The organism is Pseudomonas sp. Root562 (assembly GCF_001427125.1).
Taxonomy (GTDB): Bacteria; Pseudomonadota; Gammaproteobacteria; order Pseudomonadales; family Pseudomonadaceae; genus Aquipseudomonas.
Genome location: NZ_LMGK01000001.1, coordinates 328675 through 347545 on the forward strand (window position 1 = coordinate 328675; position 18871 = coordinate 347545).

11 protein-coding genes and 2 pseudogenes are annotated in these 18871 nt (G+C 60.2%); 6 read left to right on the forward strand and 7 right to left on the reverse strand.

All coding sequences use genetic code 11. The annotated features are described in order from the left end of the window. The first annotated feature begins 163 nt into the window (after window positions 1-163). Window positions 164-433: an AbrB/MazE/SpoVT family DNA-binding domain-containing protein gene (locus ASD60_RS01580; protein ID WP_056852302.1), complete on the forward strand. Its 270-nt coding sequence runs from the start codon at window positions 164-166 to the stop codon at window positions 431-433. Then, window positions 433-795, forward strand: coding sequence for a type II toxin-antitoxin system PemK/MazF family toxin (locus ASD60_RS01585; protein ID WP_056852303.1), 363 nt, complete (start codon window positions 433-435; stop codon window positions 793-795). Before ASD60_RS01580 ends, ASD60_RS01585 begins: the two co-directional genes overlap by 1 nt. Before the next feature lie 7 nt (window positions 796-802). Here ASD60_RS01585 and selO read toward each other — a convergent pair whose 3' ends face one another. The 5 genes and pseudogenes from selO to ASD60_RS29715 form a co-directional block, all read right to left on the reverse strand. Then, window positions 803-2266 (reverse strand): protein adenylyltransferase SelO, encoded by a 1464-nt coding sequence (selO, locus tag ASD60_RS01590; RefSeq protein WP_056852304.1) that lies wholly within the window; start codon window positions 2264-2266, stop codon window positions 803-805. Window positions 2267-2314: 48 nt separating this feature from the next. Continuing rightward, window positions 2315-5668: a mechanosensitive channel MscK gene (gene mscK / locus ASD60_RS01595; RefSeq protein WP_056852305.1), complete on the reverse strand. Its 3354-nt coding sequence runs from the start codon at window positions 5666-5668 to the stop codon at window positions 2315-2317. 35 nt (window positions 5669-5703) lie between these two features. Beyond that, entirely contained in the window at window positions 5704-7446 is a 1743-nt protein-coding gene (locus tag ASD60_RS01600; protein WP_056852306.1) for a potassium/proton antiporter, read from the reverse strand. A gap of 417 nt (window positions 7447-7863) precedes the next feature. Next, entirely contained in the window at window positions 7864-8736 is an 873-nt protein-coding gene (locus ASD60_RS29710; protein ID WP_412071951.1) for a methyl-accepting chemotaxis protein, read from the reverse strand. A gap of 30 nt (window positions 8737-8766) precedes the next feature. Beyond that, a pseudogene (locus ASD60_RS29715) lies at window positions 8767-9489 on the reverse strand (MCP four helix bundle domain-containing protein); the annotation flags it as partial. A 274-nt stretch (window positions 9490-9763) separates the two neighbouring features. On the opposite strand from ASD60_RS29715, the gene ASD60_RS01610 reads away from it, so the two are divergent. The 4 genes and pseudogenes from ASD60_RS01610 (at window position 9764) to ASD60_RS29725 (ending at window position 12328) form a co-directional block, all read left to right on the forward strand. Further along, the gene (locus ASD60_RS01610; protein ID WP_056852308.1) at window positions 9764-9994 is read left to right on the forward strand and encodes a hypothetical protein; all 231 of its coding nucleotides are present in this window, start codon (window positions 9764-9766) and stop codon (window positions 9992-9994) included. After that, window positions 9991-10290 carry a cell division protein ZapA gene (locus ASD60_RS01615; protein ID WP_056852309.1) on the forward strand — a complete coding sequence of 100 codons (300 nt, stop codon included), beginning with the start codon at window positions 9991-9993 and terminating at the stop codon, window positions 10288-10290. Before ASD60_RS01610 ends, ASD60_RS01615 begins: the two co-directional genes overlap by 4 nt. A gap of 145 nt (window positions 10291-10435) precedes the next feature. Continuing rightward, window positions 10436-11464, forward strand: a pseudogene (locus ASD60_RS29720) (HAMP domain-containing protein); the annotation flags it as partial. 132 nt (window positions 11465-11596) lie between these two features. Beyond that, window positions 11597-12328 (forward strand): methyl-accepting chemotaxis protein, encoded by a 732-nt coding sequence (locus ASD60_RS29725; RefSeq protein ID WP_442965967.1) that lies wholly within the window; start codon window positions 11597-11599, stop codon window positions 12326-12328. A 140-nt stretch (window positions 12329-12468) separates the two neighbouring features. Here the strand turns inward: ASD60_RS29725 and ASD60_RS01625 are convergent, their stop codons facing one another. Beyond that, entirely contained in the window at window positions 12469-14271 is a 1803-nt protein-coding gene (locus ASD60_RS01625; protein ID WP_056852311.1) for an acyl-CoA dehydrogenase, read from the reverse strand. A 230-nt stretch (window positions 14272-14501) separates the two neighbouring features. Then, complete coding sequence (gene putA, locus ASD60_RS01630) at window positions 14502-18452, reverse strand: trifunctional transcriptional regulator/proline dehydrogenase/L-glutamate gamma-semialdehyde dehydrogenase (RefSeq protein ID WP_056852544.1); 3951 nt, start codon at window positions 18450-18452, stop codon at window positions 14502-14504. Between the last annotated feature and the right edge of the window lie 419 nt (window positions 18453-18871).

Here is an 18871-nt window from a genome sequence, read left to right on the forward strand (position 1 = left end):
GCTCACATTTTCCTGGTCTTCATTTCAGGAACGGTAGCTACGCTGGAGGCTACTCAGGCCACCATTTCCAATAGTGAGGTTCGCTTTGGCTCTAGCTGCGTGCTACTTTTGTTGCACTTATCGAAATGTCGATATCTTTCAATTATCGGAACGGAGTTATCCCATGTCCGTGACTTCAAAAATTCGTCGGCAAGGCGGTGCAGCGGTGATCACGCTTCCGCCTGCATTGCTCAAACTTCTGCATCTGGAAGTAGGGGCGCAGCTGGAGCTGAATGTGATCGATGGTGAATTGATTGCCCGCCCCGTTGTGCAGCCCGCGCGCAAACGCTTTAGCCTTGCAGAGTTGCTTGAGGGCCGCGATGAAATAGCCGCGCTGAATGAGCAGACAGCGTCTGCTCGTGAAGGTGGGCCGCTTGGTCGGGAGCTGGGTTGATGGTTCGTCGCCAACCCCCGAAACGGGGAGATGTTTATTGGATCGACCCGAACCCGGTAGCCGGCCGGGAGATGATGAACCGGCATCGTTTCGTCGTGATAACACCAAGTGAAATCAATTCACTTGGTGTCAGCATGACTGTACCCATTACGAGCGGCGGAAGTTTCAGTCGACACGTTGGTCTGGCCGTCGTCATTTCCGGATACGAAACCAATGGTGTCGCCGTCTGCAATCAGGTACGCAGCTTTGACATCGAACAACGAGTGCGTGATGGCTCAGCCAGGTTTATCGAGCGTCTTGACGATGCGACGATGTCCGACATCATTGCGCGTGTGATCAGTGCCATTGATCCGGCGGATTGATACTTGCTCACGACGAACAACTGATCTCCAGATGCTTGCCCCACTCCGGCGGTCGTTCGGCGTAGCTTTCCATTCCCGGCTGTTCCTCGAACGGCTTGCTCAGCACCGTGTGCAGGCGCCGAACCTCCGAGTAGTCGCCGCTCTCTGCCGCATCGATAGCCTTTTGCGCCAGATAATTGCGCAGGATGTACAGCGGATTCACCGCGTGCATCCGTTGCCGACGCTGCGCTTGATCAAGCGCGCCTTCGCTGGCAACCCGGGCGATGTAGAGCTCGCCCCAGGCATCGAAGCCCTTGAGGTCGACGAAGTCATCACGCAAGCGGGCGACGGCCGCCTCCGGTGATTCGTCGCCCAGGCGGCGGAAGAAGAGGCTGTAATCGACGCCGCTGTTTTGCATCAGTTGCAGCAGGTGTTCCAGCAGCTTCTGGTCGTCGTCTTCAGCCGTGGTGAAGCCAAGACGACGGCGCATCAGGTCGAGGTAATGGGCCTGGAACAGTGGCAGGTACAGGCCGAGGGTTTCGCGCAGGGCCTCGACGCTGATGAACGGCGTCAAGGCCTGGGCCAGGGCGCTGAGGTTCCACTGTCCGATCGGCACCTGGTTGCTGAAGGAATAGCGGCCCTGGTCATCGGAGTGGTTGCAGATGAAGTTGGCGTCGAAGTCGTCGAGGAAGGCGAACGGGCCGAAATCGAAGGTAATGCCGAGGATCGACATGTTGTCGGTATTCATCACCCCGTGGCAGAAGCCGTAGGCTTGCCACTTGGCGATCAGCTCGGCGTTGCGTTCGACGATTTCGCGGAACATGGCCAGATACGGTTCCGGTTGTTCCAGGCATTGCGGGAAATGCATGGCCAGCACGTGATCGCCGAGCTCTTTCTGTTTTTCGGGGCGCTTGGTGTAGTAGAAATACTCGAAATGTCCGAAGCGCACATGGCTCGGTGCCAGGCGCAGGACCATGGCGGCGCGTTCCTGTTTTTCGCGCCAGACCGGGGTGTCGGAGCCGATCACGCACAATGCTCGTGTGGTCGGGATGTTCAGCGCGTGCAACGCTTCAGAAGCAAGGAATTCGCGGATCGAGGAGCGCAGCACCGCACGACCATCGCCCATGCGCGAAAACGGTGTCTGGCCGGCACCCTTGAGGTGCAGGTCCCAGTGTTCGCCGGCCTCGTTGTACACCTCACCCAGCAACAGGCCCCGACCGTCGCCCAGTTGCGGGTTGTACGAACCGAACTGATGCCCGGAATAGACCATTGCCCGAGGAACCGCATCGGCCCAGAGCTTATGGCCGCTGAACAGCTCGGCGAACTCCGGGGTTTCGGCCACGGCCGGGTCAAGGTCCAGCAGCGCCATGGCGGCAGGGCTAGCGACTACGAGGCGCGGGTTGTCGATGGGCTCGGGCAGCACGTGGGCGGAAAACGTATCGCCCAAGCGGTCGAAGCGATTATCGAAGGTCAGTTCGTCGAGGGCTTTCAAGGGCCGGCTCCAGCAGAATGTCCGAGCATTCTGCTGGGGAAAGTCCGGTTAGTCGAGTTTGGCGGCGGGCGGCATTTGTGGCGGTTGCTTGCCATCCTTTATCGGCACAATGGTTTTCGCTTCCGGCTCGATCGGCACCATCTTGTATTCCTGTCCGTGCAGGTTCTTCAGGTAAACCTCCATCTGCCGGAACGAGATGTTGATGTGCTGCTTCTTGAACTCGCGATTGATGAAGCGGTTGACCTCGTCGAGCACCGGGTTGCGGTCGCCGAGGTCGCGCACGTGCATGCGCAGTTCGTGGTCGAGAGTGCTTTCACCGAAGTTCAGGAAATACACGTGGGGTTCCGGATCTTTCAGCACGCGTGGGTTATCCCGCGCGGCCTTCAGCAGCAGCTCTTTGACCAGGTCCAGGTCCGAACCGTAATCGACGCCGAGTTTGAGGGTCACCCGTGTGATGGTGTCGGTCAGCGACCAGTTGATCAGTTGCCCGGTAATGAACGTCTTGTTCGGGACAATGATGTCCTTGCGGTCGAAGTCGGTGATGGTCGTGGCGCGGATGCGGATCTTGCTCACCGTGCCCGACAGGTTGCCGATGGTGATGGTGTCGCCGATGCGCACCGGGCGTTCGAACAGGATCATGATCCCGGAAATAAAGTTGGCGAAGATCTCCTGCATGCCGAAACCGAGGCCAACCGACAGCGCGGCCACCAGCCATTGCAATTTGTCCCAGCTCACCCCGAGTGTCGACAGGGTGGAAACGAAACCGACGCCGGCGATCACGTAGGACAGCAACGTCGTCGTGGCGTAAGCACTGCCCTGGGCCAGGTTGAGTTTGGACAGCACGAACACTTCCAGCAGGCCCGGCAAGTTGCGCGCCAGGGCGAAGGTAATGCCGATGATGATCAGTGCGCCGAGCATGTCGCCGATACTGATCGGTACCATGCTCATGTTGGCGCCGGTGCCGCTGGTGTATTCGTAGAGGGTGATGTTGTCCAGGTACGAGAACACCGTGATCAGGTCGGCCCAGACCCAGTACAGCAAGGCCATGAACCCGCCGAGCAAGGCCAGGCGAATCAGGCGCAGGGACTGTTCGTTGACCTTCTCGATGTCCATGGTCGGCTCTTCGATCACCGCTTCGCCATCGCCGGCCTCCTTGGCCGCCTGCCGCTTGGCGAGGGCGCGCTGATAGGCCAGGCGACGGGCCGCTACGCTCAGGCCACGGACGAAGGTGGCTTCGATCACCAGCCAGAACATCAGCAGGTACAAGGTGTTGATCAGGCGGTCGCTGAGTTTGAGCGCGGTGTAGTAGTAGCCGAAGCACACGGCCACGAACAGCGCCACGGGCAGGATGGTGAACATGACGCCCACGGCTTTGCGGAACAGCGAGGCGTTTTCGTGGGTCGGGCTGCTGACCAGCAGGCGGCTGAGCAGCAATGTCATCAAGGCGTAGCAAGTGAGTACGACCGGCATGCCGATCACGTCATCGGCGAGCCCGGCCGGTTGCAGTTCGGCAACGGCTACCACTGCCACCAGGGCCATCACCACCATCCCGAGCCGACGGACCCAGCCCCGGAGGAATTCGACCTGAGGTTTTTCCCAGCGGAAATGCAGTTCAGCCACGCCGCCCGGTGCGAGGATGCGGTAGGCGGTGTAGAACACCAGCCATGCCTGGGCCATTTGCAGCAAGGCCGCGCCCATATTGGCGTTCTGCCCGCGGGCGTCGATTTGCAGGGCCAGGCCGCACAGGGCCAGACCCAGCGAGACCGGCATCGCCAACAGGATATTGATCAGGATCGCCTGCGGGGTGTGCCACTGACTGTCACGCTTGAAGTGGCCGATGTCCTGGTGAACCTTGTTCAGACGGGCATACAGTTGCTTGCGACGCCACAGCAGGGCGCCGATCAACAGCGCCAGCGGCAGGAACAGCAGCGGTCGTTGGGTCAGGCCATCAGTCAACTCGCTCAGGCTCGAGGCCAGGGGCAGGGAGTCTACCTGGCGTTGCAAGCGATCCGGCACGCTGCGCAGCCATTCAAGGTCCAGCGGTTTATTGCTGGGAATCCAGAACATCTGCTCGTCCAGCGTCGCACGCAGGCTTTGCGCGGTACTGAGCAATTGCTTCTGGTTCAACTGCAGGGTGATGGACTCGTTGAGCACCGCGCTCAATTCGCGGTTCAGACGCTCGAGCAGGTCGGCACGCGTGGTCGCCAGCTCCAAGAGGCTTTTGCGCAACTGCGGGGTGACTTGCTCGGGCGGTTGGGCGGCCAGCAGATTGTCGACATAAGTGGCCGGGTTGCTGAGCAATTCCCGTTGTTGGCTGACTTCGAATTGATACAGCCGAATGTCGGCGATCTGGTCGGCGAGGTCGCGATCGACCTTGAGGCGCGGCAGGGCCAGTTTCTGTTTGTAGAGAATCTTCGAGAGCAGCAGGCTGCCCTTGAGCACGCTGATCTGCTCGTCCAGCGCCGCATCGCTTTGGGTCACGCTGTCCAGCTGTTGCTTGGTCTGCAGATTCTGCTGGGTGACTTCGTTGAGACGGTCAGTGCTTTTGAGCAGGTAATCCGAGAGTTTCAGGTTGGCGGTGCTTTCAGTCGCCAACAGGCTGCTGCCGCCTGCCTTCTGTGCTTCGATCGACTGCTGCGTCACCGTCTCCTGGGATTGAGCCAGGCGCTTCTGATTGATCAGGCTTTGCAGGTCCTGGATTTCCCGGTCCAGGCGATCGGATTTTTCCGACAGCAAATCATGCTGGCTGTTGCCCAGGTCTTGCAGCTGGGTATTGCCGGCCAGTTCCTGGCGCCGCAGCGGGATCAAGGCGTTGAGGGCGGCGAGCTCGGCATTGAGCTGGTCGCGCTGCTCGGCACTCAGGGTCTTGCCGGCGTCTTTGCCGGTCTTGAGCATATTGTTGATCTGCTGGATACGCGTCTGGCTGGCGGAAATTTCCGCCTGGGCACGCTCGGGACGGGTCTGTGCAGTAATGATCAGGCTGTTGGCGTCCGCCAGGGCTTTCTGCAGATCGCTTTGCTGGGTCGATCGCTCAGTGAGCATTTGCTCGAGTTGCTGGATCGACTCTTTTGCGAAGCGTTGCGATACGGGCGCGACGACGCTGGCCTTGAGGCGCGTCAGCTCACGCTGGTTTTCGATGGTTTGCTTGGGCGCGGTGGCCAGTTGCTGCTTGAGATCGCTGAGTTTCTGCTCGTAATCACGCTGATTGTTGAGCTGCGTCAGCGTGCCTTGCAGGACGGACTGCAGAGCCTTTTGATCGGCCTCCGGCAATTTGCGGTCGGCAATCTTGTCCAGACTCGTCTGCACAGATTCGCGGGAGGGCGGTTCGGCGGCTTGCAAAGGTCCGACGGAGAGGCTCAGGCCCAACAGGGCCAGGACGAAAAAGGTGCGCAGGCTTGACATAGAGACCGATCAAAATACGAGGCGAAGAGTGGAGTTTAGAGGAACAAGCCCGGACCCGGGCGACTTCCTTCGGGGAATCTGACGCCCACTTTGTCGATCTTGTTCCCGTCCATGACCGCGACAGTCCAGAGGGTGTTGTTCCACTCCACCTGGTCGCCGACCACCGGCGCTCCCCCGACTTTCTGGGCGATGAACTTGCCCAGAGTCATCTGCGGATCGATGTCTTCGACCTTCAACCCGTACAGGGCAGCAACCGCGGCCAGCTGGGCGTCTCCTTCGAGAACGAAGTCGCCGAAAAAGCGCAAATCGAGGCCGCGTTGCGGTGCCTGGCTGAACAGTTTTCCGAGGGCCGCAAGGTTGTGTTCATGGCCGATTACGCACAGTAAATCATCGACTTCCAGCACCGTACTACCCGACGGATGGAGCAGTTGTTGGCCACGAAACAGGGCAGCGATGCGGGTACCTTCGGGCATTTTCAGTTCGCGCAGAGGCGAACCGATGCACCATTTTTCGGCACCGAGGCGATAAACGAACAGTTCCCACTCACTGGTGACATGCACTTCGAGCGCGGACCGGGAAATCGGCGCGGGCTCCGGTGGCACCGTGACCTTTAGCAGCTTGGCGACCCACGGCAGGCTGGTTCCTTGTACCAGCAGCGAGACCAGAACGATGAAGAAGGCCAGGTTGAAGTACAGTTGGGCATTGGGCAGGCCGGCCATCAGCGGGAACACCGCCAGAATGATCGGTACCGCGCCACGCAGGCCCACCCAGGAAATGAACGCCTTTTCGCGGCCATGGAACGCCTTGAACGGCAACAAACCCACCACCACTGACAGCGGCCGCGCAAACAGAATCATCCATAGCGCCAAGGCCAGGGCCGGCAAGGCAATCGGCAGCAAATCGTGGGGCGTGACCAACAGCCCCAGCACCAGGAACATGCCGATCTGTGCCAGCCAGGCCATGCCGTCCAGCATGTGCAGGATGCCGTGGCGGCTGCGTACCGGCCGGTTGCCGATGACCAGACCGCACAGGTACACCGCGAGGAAACCGCTGCCGTGCAAGGCGTTGGTCAGGGCAAACACCACCAGGCCACCGGCGATGACCAGGATCGGGTACAGACCGGTGGCCAGATTGATCCGGTTGACCAGTTGCAACATGAGCCAGCCGCCGCCGAGGCCAATCACACCACCGATACCGAACTCGCGCAGCAGGTGCGCCAGCAGGCTCCAGTGCAGCCCAGTCTGGCCGCTGGCGAGCATGTCGATCAGCGTGACGGTGAGGAACACCGCCATCGGGTCGTTGCTGCCGGATTCGATCTCCAGGCTGGCGGTCACCCGTTCGTTCAGGCCTTTGCCGCCCAGCAACGAAAACACCGCCGCGGCATCGGTGGAGCCGACGATGGCGCCAATGAGCAGGCCCTGGATCAGGTTCAGGTCGAACAGCCAGGCCGCGGCCATGCCGGTCAGCCCGGTGGTGATCAACACCCCGACCGTGGCCAGCGACAACGCCGGCCACAACGCCACGCGGAAACTCGACACCCGCGTGCGCAAACCGCCGTCGAGCAGGATCACCGCCAGTGCGAGGTTGCCGACCAGATAAGCCGTGGGGTAGTTATCGAAAATAATGCCGCCGCCGTCGACGCCGGCCGCCATGCCAACGGCCAGGATGATCACCAGAATCGGGATGCCGAGGCGCGACGAAAGTGAGCTCACCAGAATGCTTGCACCTACCAGCAACGCGCCGATCAAGAACAGGCTGTTGATGGTGGTCGCATTCAAAGGCAGTACTCCAGAAAACTGAAAGGCGGGCACAAACTGACCATGCAGTCTGCGTGCCAGCGATTCTAACCTGTTGAAATGTGATGCTGTCAAAAAGCTTTTCTGGTTTATACCAGATCGTTCCCGGGCTCTGCGTGGGAACGCCTCAATGGACGCTCTGCGTCCACTTCCGGGACTCGGAGCGCCCTGGGCTGCATGCTCACGCGGAGCGTGGGAACGATCATGGAAAGCTTTTGACAGCGGACATGCACACCCGCTTGAGCAGGGAAGATCAGTGTGGCGAGGGAGCTCGCTCCCGCTGGGCGCGTAGCGCCCCCAAAACGACACAGCGGTTCGTCAGATTCAGCGCATGGGTCAATTGCGACTGCTTCGCAGCCGAGCGGGAGCAAGCTCCCTCGCCACAGAGGCGACTTCAGATTAAAGGCTGAACCGCCCAACCATGGTGTTCAGGTCCACCGCCAGGCGCGACAACTCACTGCTCGCTGCGCTGGTCTGGTTGGCGCCGGTGGCCGATTGCACCGACAAATCGCGGATATTCACCAGGTTGCGGTCCACTTCACGGGCCACTTGCGCCTGTTCTTCAGCAGCGCTGGCGATCACCAGGTTGCGTTCGTTGATTTCGACAATGGCGCTGTTGATCGTATCCAGCGACATACCGGCGCCGCGGGCGATGTTCAGGGTCGATTCGGCACGCTCTGTGCTGTTGCGCATTGAATCCACCGCATGTTCGGTGCCGCTCTGGATGCTGCCGATCATGCGCTCGATTTCGCTGGTCGACTGCTGGGTGCGATGAGCCAGTGCCCGCACTTCGTCGGCCACCACCGCAAAACCACGACCGGCTTCACCGGCACGTGCAGCTTCGATGGCCGCGTTCAGGGCCAGCAGGTTGGTCTGGTCGGCCAGGCCACGGATCACGTCCAGTACTTTGCCGATGTCGCGGGACTCGTTCGCCAGGTCGCCGATCAGGGTCGCGGTGCTCTGAACATCGGCGCTCATGCGTTCAATGGCGCTGACGGTTTCCTGCACCAGATCACGGCCGTCGCCGGCAGACGTAGTGGCGTTCTTCGAGGCTTCGGACGTACTTACGGCGTTGCGCGCGACTTCTTCCACTGCACTGGTCATTTCATTGACCGCGGTGGCGGCCTGTTCGATTTCGTTGTTCTGCTGGGTCAGGCCACGGGCACTTTCGTCGGTGACACTGTTGAGCTCTTCCGCGGCGGACGCCAATTGCGTGGCCGAGCCGGAAATCCGCTGCAGGGTGTCGCGCAGTTTGTCCTGCATCTTCGACATCGCCAAGAGCAGGCGGCCGGCCTCATCTTCGCCATCGACGGTGATCGGGCGCGTCAGGTTGCCTTCGGCAATCTGTTCGGCGGCGTTCAGTGCGTTGGCGATGGGTCTGGTGATGCTGTTGGTCAGCAACCAGGCGAACAGCATGGTCAGGGCGGTGGCGATCACAAGCAGGGCGATCACCAGATTGAAGGCCGAATCGTATTGGTCGGCGGCTTGCTGGTTGGTGTCGAGGGTCTGCTGAGTGTTGATCTCCAGCAGTTTGTTCAGCACCGCATTGACCGCTTCGGAGTTACTCAGCAGGTCGGCGTTGAGCAGGTTGCGCAATTCGTCGACCTGATTGTTGCGCGACAGGGTCTTCATCCGATCTTCGATCTGGCGGTATTGCCCAAGCAACTGCACGTATTGATCGTAGGCCGCACGTTCCTCGGGGCTGCTGATCAGTTTTTCGTAGACGTTCTGGGCGGTGCGGATCTGCTGGTTGCGCATTTCCAGCAGCTCCATGGTCTTGTGCTGCACATCTGGTTCACGGTTGACCAGCAAACGGTAGGACAACACGCGCAAACGCAGGGTCAGCTGGGTGAACTCGTCGAGGCTCTTGATGCTGGGCACGCTGCTGACGGTGATGTTCTCGGCGGCGTCGCGGATCTTGCTCATCTGGTTCAGGGCGAACACGCCCAGCAGCATCATCAAACCGCCAATCAGGGCAAAACCGAGGAACGCTCGCGGCGCGATATTCATATTTCGAAGGGACATGGTGTTTACCGAAGAGAGCGCACCAGAGGGTGCCGAGGCTGACGTATGGATGACTTATCGGTCATGCGCCTGAAGTCTTGAGTCCCTGCGCGGTTTTGCCGCACAAACGTCATGGCGACGAAGTGCAGGAACCAGATCGGCCGATCACAGTCTCTACAGTTCGCGAGAAAGGTCGGTCGTCAGGAAAATCAGGGCCTTGGGCCCGTATAACCCTGGCTTCCACAGTGACTTTTCTTTATCGTACGCGCCCTTTGAAAATGCCTGGAATATCAAAATGTTGGAAGCATCCCTAAGCCAATTGGAACAGCTGGTCAGCGACCTGGTGCAACAGAACCAGACCCTGCTCGGCACCAACCAAGCCCTGAGCGCCGAACTGGCCCAGGCCAAGGATGAAAACGAAAGCCTGCAACTGAGCCTGATGGAACAGGAAGAGAAACAAGGCGCCACCGCCGCGCGCATTCAAGCCCTGGTTGAGCGTGTGAGCGCTGGCCCAGTCAGCGCATGAGTTACGGCCCGGGTGTGAAAGTCGTCTCGATCCTGGGTGAGGACTATTCGATCAAGGCCCCGGCCGGGGAAGAGCAGACCCTGCTGGACGCTGCATTAATGTTGAAGGCTGCCCTGGCCGACACCAAAAAGAAGTACCCGACACTGATCGGTGACCGACTGCTGGTACTGGCCGCGATGAATCTGTGCTCGCAACAGATCGAAATGCAGAAGCAACACAAGCTCGAACTCGACCGTTACCAAGAGCAAGTCAACGCCACGGTTGAAGTGATCTCCAAGACGATCAATCAGGCCTGATCGGCTTTGCGCACAACCAAAGAATAAATTGTCGTTTGCGTTGTATACAATCGGCACGGCTGTTGCAGTGTTTCAGCCTCTTATTCTTTGGGGGTGCTCCATGCAGTTTTGGCGACGCAGTATTCAATGGCAGTTGATCTTGAGCATGGGCACCGCCCTGCTCGTCAGTATTCTGATCGTGGTTGGCATTTATACCCTTGTGGTCAATCGCCTCGCCCAGCGTTATCTGGTCGAACAAGCGCTGCCGTCGAGCATCGAAGCGATGCGCAACGACATCGAGCGCATCCTCGTTCAGCCACTCACCGCCGCCAAGGACATCGCCAGCAACAGCATGGTGCGCGACTGGTTGGCCGAGGGTGAAAACAGTGCCCAGGCCGCTACGTTCACCACTTACCTCGAAGGCATCCGCGCCGAACACAAGGCCTTTACCGCACTGATTGTCGGCACCGCGTCCAACCACTACTTCAATGAAAAAGGCCTGGACCGGACCCTCAGCCGCACCAACCCCAAAGACGCGTGGTTCTATGCGTTTCTCGATAGCGACCAGCCGCGCACCCTCAACATCGACAATGACACCGCCAGCGGAGAATTGGCGCTTTTCATCGACCTTAAAGTCGAAAAGGCCGGCAAAGTCGTGGGCGTTGCCGGGCTGGGCCTGAGCATGAAGGAGCTCTCCGAACTGATTCACAACTTCAGTTTCGGAGAGCGTGGCAAGGTCTATCTCGTGCGTTCCGACGGTTTGATCCAGGTTCATCCCCAAGCGCAATTGAGTGGTAAACGTACCCTGGCAGAGCAAATTGGCGCGGCGGCGGCCGGCGCGTCCCTGGGTCAAAAAACTGCCACGAGTAATAGCTTCCAGCGGGACGGTGAAGATTTCCTCGCATTAAGCCTGCCTTTGCGCGATCTCGGCTGGACCCTGGTGGCCGAAGTGCCGCAGTCGCAGATTTACGCTGAAGCCCGTCGCGCCATGTGGATGAGCAGCGGCATCGGCCTGGCAGTGGCGGTGATATGCCTGTTGCTGGTGGTGTTGCTGGCCCGGGGATTGGTCCGACCGATCCGCCAGGTAACAGCAGCGTTGGTGGCCATCGGTAGCGGTGGTGGCGATTTGACCCATCGGCTGGATTCCAGCCGCGCCGATGAGCTGGGCGATCTGGCGCGAGGGTTCAATCGGTTCCTCGACAGCCAGCGCGACATGATCGGCGAAGTGCTCACCACCAGCGAACGCTTGCGTACGGCTGTCGGGCAAGTGGCGCGGGTGGTGGAAAACACCGCCGAACGCTCGGGCCGACAACAGGAAATGACCGACATGGTCGCTACTGCGGTCCATGAGATGGGTCTGACCGTGCAAGAGATCGCGCAGAACGCCGGTAACGCGGCAGTCGCTTCGCAAAACGCCCGGGATGAAGCAATGCAGGCACGGGAAGTGGTCGGCGGATCGATCCGGCACATTGAAAGCATGTCCGACGAAATCGGCGTTGCCGCCACGGCGGTCGGGGAGCTGGCCCACCAGGTGGCGTCCATCGATCAGGTGTTGGCAGTGATCCGCGGGATCTCCGAGCAAACCAATTTGCTGGCGCTCAACGCTGCCATCGAAGCCGCACGTGCAGGCGATATGGGGCGCGGGTTTGCGGTGGTCGCCGATGAAGTGCGCACACTGGCACGGCGTACACAATCGTCCACCGATGAGATTCAACAAATGATCGGCAGTCTCAAGCAGGGCGCGGAAAATGCGGTGTCGTCGATGCATTCCGGGCAAGCGGCGACCGGTACCGGTGTCGAATCCAGTCAACGCACCGGAGCGTCGTTGACCGCGATTACCGGGCAGGTCGAACGCATCAGCGACATGAATCATCAGGTGGCAACGGCGACCGAAGAGCAGTCGGCAGTGACCGAAGAGATCAACCGTAACGTGCAGGGCATTTCCGATCTGGCCCGGGCGACGGCGGGGGAGGTCAGGGCTTGTCGTGAGGATTGTCAGACATTGCAACGTCTGGCGGACGATCTGGCGCGGCAGATGGGTGGGTTCAAGTTGAGTTGATGGTTGGCGGTGCGGGCCTCATCGCGGGCAAGCCCGCTCCCACAGGGTTTTGTGTTGAGCACAAGATTTGTGATCAAGAGAGATACCTGTGGGAGCTGGCTTGCCAGCGATTGGATTTCAGCTACAACCCAAGACTTGCTTCAGAACCACTCATCCTGCATGCCCAGGCAGGCATCATCCCGCGCTTCAAGAATCGCCAGTTCATGGTGACAACCCGGCACCTCCCACGTCAGGAAGTATCGCGCCGCCTGCAACTTGCCTTTATAGAAGCTCACATCCGCCGCATTGCCCTTGGCCAAGCCTTCTTCGGCGCGAATCGCCTGTTCCAGCCAGCGCCAGCCAATCACCGTGTGCCCGAACACCTTCAGGTAGAGCGCCGAATTCGCCAGGCTGCTGTTGACCTTGCCTTGGGCCAGGTCGGTCAGCAGGCCGATGGTCACGGTTTGCAGGCGCGCCACCAGTTTCTCCAGTGGTTCACGCAGCGCAGTCAGCGAATCAAACGCCTGTGCACGCTCGGCGGTGTCGGCGATCAAGCGGATCAGTTGCTTGAGCCCCGCGCCGCCATTCTGCGCCAGTTTACGGCCGAGCAAGTCCAGGGATTGAATGCCGTGGGTGCCTTCGTGAATCGGGTTCAGGCGGTTGTCGCGGTAATACTGCTCCACCGGGTATTCGCGGGTGTAGCCGTGGCCGCCGAGGATCTGGATCGCCAGTTCGTTGGCCTTCAGGCAAAACTCCGACGGCCAGGATTTGACGATGGGGGTCAGCAGATCCAACAGTTCATGGGCCTGCTTGCGCGCCTCTTCCGTCTCGAGAGTCGTGGTGTCATCGAACAGCCGTGCCGCGTACAGGCCAAGGTCGAACGAACCTTCGACGTAGGCTTTTTGCGTCAACAACATGCGCTTCACGTCGGCATGTTGAATGATCGCCACAGGGGCGGTATTGGGGTCTTTGCTATCCGGCACCCGTCCTTGCGGACGTTCGCGGGCGTATTCCAGCGAATACAGATAGCCGGCATAGCCAAGCATCACTGCGCCCATGCCGACACCGATGCGCGCTTCGTTCATCATCTGGAACATATAGCTCAAGCCATGGTGCGGCTTGCCCACCAGATAGCCGACGCACTCACCGTTGTCACCGAAGTTCAGTGCGGTAGAAGTAGTGCCGCGCCAGCCCATCTTGTGGAACAACCCGGCCAGCAGCACGTCATTACGCTTGCCCAGGCTGCCGTCATCGTTGACCAGGAATTTCGGCACGATAAACAGGGAGATCCCCTTCACCCCGGCCGGTGCGTCCGGCAGCTTGGCCAGTACCATGTGCACGATGTTTTCCGACAGCGGATGGTCGCCACCGGAAATGAAGATTTTATTGCCCTTGAGTCGATAGGTGCCGTCAGACGCAGGCTCGGCGCGCGTGCGAATATCCGACAACGATGAGCCTGCATGGGGTTCAGTCAGGGCCATGGTGCCGAAGAAACGGCCGTCGATCATCGGTTGCAGAAAACGGCGTTTCTGCTCTTCGGTGCCGAAGCTTTCGATCAGGTTCGCTGCGCCCATGGTCAGGAATGGATACGAAGTCGACGCTGCGTTCGCTGACTGAAAATGCGCGAAGCACGCCTGGGACAGCAGTGTAGGAAGTTGCATGCCGCCGGCGTCGAAACTGCGCGCGGCATTGAGGAAGCCTGCTTCAAGGAACGCATCCACCGCCGGTTTCACTTCCGGAATCAGAATCGCCTGACCGTCCTCGTAGCGCGGCTCGTTCTCGTCACCCTTTCGGTTGTGCGGGGCGAAGAACTTTTCGGCGATGCTTCTGGCAGTGCCGATGGCGGCATCGAAGGTTTCGCGATTGTGCTCGGCGAAACGCTCACGCTGGGTCAGGCCCTCGGCATCGAGGACTTCGTACAGCTCGAAAGCCAGATTGCGGGAACTGAGCAACGTCTCGGACATGGCGGCCTACCTTTTATTGGGATGGGCCGAGTCTAGGCGTGCGAATTGAGGCTGAACAGGATGATTGATAGCGGTGATGTTGGAGCCGAGCACCGACTTGATCGTTCCCACGCAGAGCGTGGGAATGCAGCCCAGGACGCTCCGCGTCCCCAAACGACGTGACGCAGAGCGTCACAGGAGGCATTCCCACGCAGAGCGTGGGAACGATCACACGATCTTGGTGCAGAGGTTTAACCGATGGTCATCAAGCTGGCATTACCACCTGCCGCCGCGGTGTTGACGCTCAGCGCCCGCTCGATCACCAGACGCTCCAGCGCAATGTTGGACTCGCCTTGCGACAGACCCTGCACGCCAACGATCGCACCGGCACGCTTGGCCACTTGCTGGCAGACCGCGCGCAACTGATCGGAATGACCGTGGTGCAGAACCGCGTCAAACACCACCTCGTCCTTGTTCCAGTCGGACACCACTTTGATGCGTGCCTGAATGTCCTTCGGCAGGCGTGCGAACAATGCCTTGGTCAACTCGGCGTCCGGCCATACTGCCGAACCGCCGACAGCCAATACCGCTGCCAGTTGAGTCAACAGGTCGCCTTCGACTTCCGCCAGGCACAGCACGTGCTCACGCGGCAGAATCGCATAGCTGTTGCGTTCGCCGGTCGGGCCTGCCAGTACGCGGGTGATACCGCTTTGCGATTGCGCGGCGAACTGCACGCACAGGGTGCTCAGGTCAGCGAATTTGTTGCTGTCGGCCCAGGCTTTCAGGGCGGTCAGCGGCTTGCTCATGGCTTCACGCAGTCGTACATCCGGTGCGGCGAGAGCGTCACCGCGAGCGAAGGATTGTTCGATCGCATCGGTAGGACGCGTCGACAGCAGGCGGTACAGGTACAGCGGGCCGCCGGCTTTCGGGCCAGTACCCGACAAACCTTCGCCACCGAACGGTTGTACACCAACCACGGCACCGACGATGTTGCGGTTGACGTAGACGTTACCGGCATTGACGTTATCGATCACCTTGGCGATGGTCTCGTCGATGCGGGTGTGTACACCCAACGTCAGGCCATAGCCGGAAGCGTTGATCTGGCCGATCAGTTGATCGATGTCTTTGCGCTTGTAGCGAACCACGTGCAGCACCGGGCCGAAGATCTCCCGTTGCAGTTCGTCGAAGCTTTCCAGTTCGATCAGTGTCGGCATCACGAAGGTGCCGCGTTTGACTTCTTCGGCGTCGGCGATGGCCACCTGGTACACGCTGCGACCTTTGTCGCGCATGGCCTGGATGTGTTTCTCGATGCCAGCCTTGGCTTCGGCGTCGATCACCGGGCCGATGTCCACGGACAGGCGCTCGGGATTGCCGAGACGGCTTTCAGCCATGGCGCCCTTGAGCATTTCGATGACGCGGTCGGCGGAATCTTCCTGCAGGCACAGGACGCGCAGGGCCGAGCAACGCTGGCCGGCGCTATCGAAGGCCGACGAAACCACGTCGATCACCACTTGTTCGGTGAGGGCCGAAGAGTCGACGATCATTGCGTTCTGGCCGCCGGTTTCGGCGATCAGCGGGATCGGACGGCCCTGGCTGTCCAGGCGACCGGCGATGTTGCGTTGCAACAGACGAGCGACTTCGGTCGAACCGGTGAACATCACGCCTTTGACGCGATCGTCACCCACCAGACCGGCACCGACGGTTTCGCCACGGCCCGGCAGCAGTTGCAGCACGCCTTCCGGGATGCCGGCTTCGAGCAGCAGGCGCACGGCCTGAGCCGCTACCAGCGGAGTCTGTTCGGCAGGCTTGGCCAGTACCGGGTTACCGGCAGCCAGGGCAGCAGCCACCTGACCGCTGAAAATCGCCAGCGGGAAGTTCCACGGACTGATGCATACCACCGGACCCAATGGGCGGTGGGCGTCATTGCTGAAATCGTTGCGCGCCTGCACCGCGTAGTAGCGCAGGAAGTCCACGGCTTCGCGCACTTCGGCGATGGCGTTGGCGAAAGTCTTGCCGGCTTCGCGAGCCAACAGGCCCATCAGCGGCTGGATCTCGGCTTCCATCAAATCGGCGGCACGTTCCAGGATCGCGGCGCGCTCGGCGGGCGGGGTGGCCTGCCAGATCGGTGCGGCGTTGAGGGCGCACTGGATGGCATTGTCGACGTCTTCGACAGTGGCTTCCTGAACATGGCCAACCACGTCACGTAAATCGGACGGGTTCAGCACCGGCGCAGGGGTTTCGGTGCTGGAAGCGCAACCGAGCATCGGCGCGGCTTTCCAGTGGTTGTGCGCGGTGGCGAGCAGGGCGCAGGACAGCGAGGCCAGGCGATGTTCGTTGGCCATGTCGATGCCGGCGGAGTTGGCGCGCTCGGCGCCATACAGGTCACGCGGCAATGGAATGCGCGGGTGCGGCAGGCCGAAACCACCTTCCACGGTCGCCATTTGCTCGATGCTGGCCACCGGATCGGCCACGAGTTCCTGAATGGAGATCGACTGATCGGCGATACGGTTGACGAACGAAGTGTTCGCACCGTTTTCCAGCAGGCGACGAACCAGGTACGCCAACAGGGTTTCGTGGGTGCCGACCGGAGCGTACACGCGGCAAGGACGGTTCAGCTTGCCTTCGGAAACTTTGCCTACAACTTGTTCGTACAGTGGTTCGCCCATGCCGTGCAGGCACTGGAATTCGTACTGGCCCGGGTAATAGTTCTGACCGGCGATGTGATAAATGGCCGATAAGGTGTGGGCGTTGTGCGTGGCGAACTGCGGGTAGATGACTTCTGGCACCGACAGCAGTTTGCGTGCACAAGCGATGTAGGAAACGTCGGTGTACACCTTGCGGGTGTAGACCGGATAGCCTTCCAGGCCTTCGACCTGGGCGCGCTTGATTTCGCTGTCCCAGTACGCGCCTTTCACCAGACGGATCATCAGGCGATGACGGCTGCGGCGAGCCAGGTCGATCACGTAGTCGATCACATAAGGGCAACGCTTCTGGTAAGCCTGGATCACGAAACCGATGCCGTTCCAGCCAGTCAGCTGCGGTTCGAAGCACAGGCGCTCGAGCAGATCCAGCGACAACTCGAGGCGGTCGGCTTCTTCGGCGTCGATGTTCAGGCCGATGTCGTATTGCTTGGCCAGCAGGGTCAGCGACAGCAGGCGCGGGTACAGCTCATCCATCACGCGCTCGTACTGCGCACGGCTGTAGCGCGGGTGCAGTGCGGACAGTTTGATGGAGATGCCCGGGCCTTCATAAATCCCACGGCCGTGGGACGCTTTGCCGATCGAATGGATGGCTTGTTCGTAAGAGGCCAGGTACTTCTGCGCGTCGTGTTCGGTCAACGCCGCTTCGCCGAGCATGTCGTAGGAGTAGCGGAAGCCCTTGGCTTCGAATTTGCTGGCATTAGCCAGGGCTTCGGCGATGGTTTCACCGGTGACGAACTGCTCGCCCATCAGGCGCATGGCCATGTCGACGCCCTTGCGGATCATCGGCTCGCCGCTCTTGCCGATGATGCGGCTCAGGGACGAAGTCAAACCCGCTTCGTTGTGCGTGGACACCAGTTTGCCGGTCAGCAGCAGGCCCCAGGTAGCGGCGTTGACGAACAGCGACGGGCTGTTGCCCAGGTGCGGTTGCCAGTTGCCGGTGCTGATCTTGTCGCGGATCAGCGCGTCGCGAGTGCCTTTGTCCGGGATGCGCAGCAGCGCTTCGGCCAGGCACATCAGCGCCACGCCTTCCTGGGACGACAGGGAAAATTCCTGCAACAGGCCCTGCACGATGCCGGCACGGCCGCCAGCGCTCTTTTGATTGCGCAGTTTTTCCGCAATGGAGGCGGCCAGTTTGTTGGTGGCTTCGGCCATCGGCGCCGGCAGGCGTGCCTGCTCGATCAGCATCGGCACCACTTCCGGCTCCGGGCGACGGTAAGCGGCGGTGATCGATGCGCGCAGTACCGATTGCGGCAGGATGCTTTCGGCGAATTCAAGGAAGCACTGGTGGGCGTGATCCAGAGGCGCATCGACGGCATCGTCGGAATCCTTGGTCGAACCGTTCAGCTCGGTCAGGGTTGCACCACCCTCGAGTTTTTCCAGGTAATTGAAAATTGCCTGCTTGATCAGCCAGTGTGGCGTGCGATCAATCGAGGTCGCGGCAGCCTTCAGGCGTTCGCGGGTCGGGTCGTCAAGTTTGACGCCAAGGGTGGTGGTAGCCATGTTTTTATCCTCATGTTTGCCACGACTGCGTGGCATCAGCTGGCGGCAAGATTAGCCGTGCGACTCCTGAGGTGCAACCGGGTGCAACCATTTTTTTGTCGGATTAATACGCAGCTCGTCAGGAAATAATTTCTGGTACGACCGTGCTGCATTTCCTTGGGGCTTTTTTGATGGATCGCTGGCGATCTTTGCTCCGAAAAGGAGCAAAAACAGCGCATAACAAGATTTTTCCGACTAGGTGCAACTTATTCTCCAGAAATGGGTTGCACCTTATTTGCTTTGTTGAATAGCATTCGCGCCCCAAGGTGCAACCGTCGAAGAGGCCGGTGCACCGGCTGATGGCTTTCCTGGGGAAACATCAGTCATAAATGCGCGGGATCCCGAATCGTCTGTCAAACGTCACCGTTTGCGAGCGGTTC

Bases quoted from the DNA above. Each gene is read 5' to 3' on its own strand.
- ASD60_RS01580 (WP_056852302.1), top strand. From the start codon at position 164: ATGTCCGTGACTTCAAAAATTCGTCGGCAAGGCGGTGCAGCGGTGATC.
- ASD60_RS01585 (WP_056852303.1), top strand. From the start codon at position 433: ATGGTTCGTCGCCAACCCCCGAAACGGGGAGATGTTTATTGGATCGAC.
- mscK (WP_056852305.1), bottom strand. From the start codon at position 5,668: ATGTCAAGCCTGCGCACCTTTTTCGTCCTGGCCCTGTTGGGCCTGAGC.
- ASD60_RS29710 (WP_412071951.1), bottom strand. From the start codon at position 8,736: ATGTCGAAGATGCAGGACAAACTGCGCGACACCCTGCAGCGGATTTCC.
- ASD60_RS01610 (WP_056852308.1), top strand. From the start codon at position 9,764: ATGTTGGAAGCATCCCTAAGCCAATTGGAACAGCTGGTCAGCGACCTG.
- ASD60_RS01615 (WP_056852309.1), top strand. From the start codon at position 9,991: ATGAGTTACGGCCCGGGTGTGAAAGTCGTCTCGATCCTGGGTGAGGAC.
- ASD60_RS29725 (WP_442965967.1), top strand. From the start codon at position 11,597: ATGGTCGCTACTGCGGTCCATGAGATGGGTCTGACCGTGCAAGAGATC.
- ASD60_RS01625 (WP_056852311.1), bottom strand. From the start codon at position 14,271: ATGTCCGAGACGTTGCTCAGTTCCCGCAATCTGGCTTTCGAGCTGTAC.
- putA (WP_056852544.1), bottom strand. From the start codon at position 18,452: ATGGCTACCACCACCCTTGGCGTCAAACTTGACGACCCGACCCGCGAA.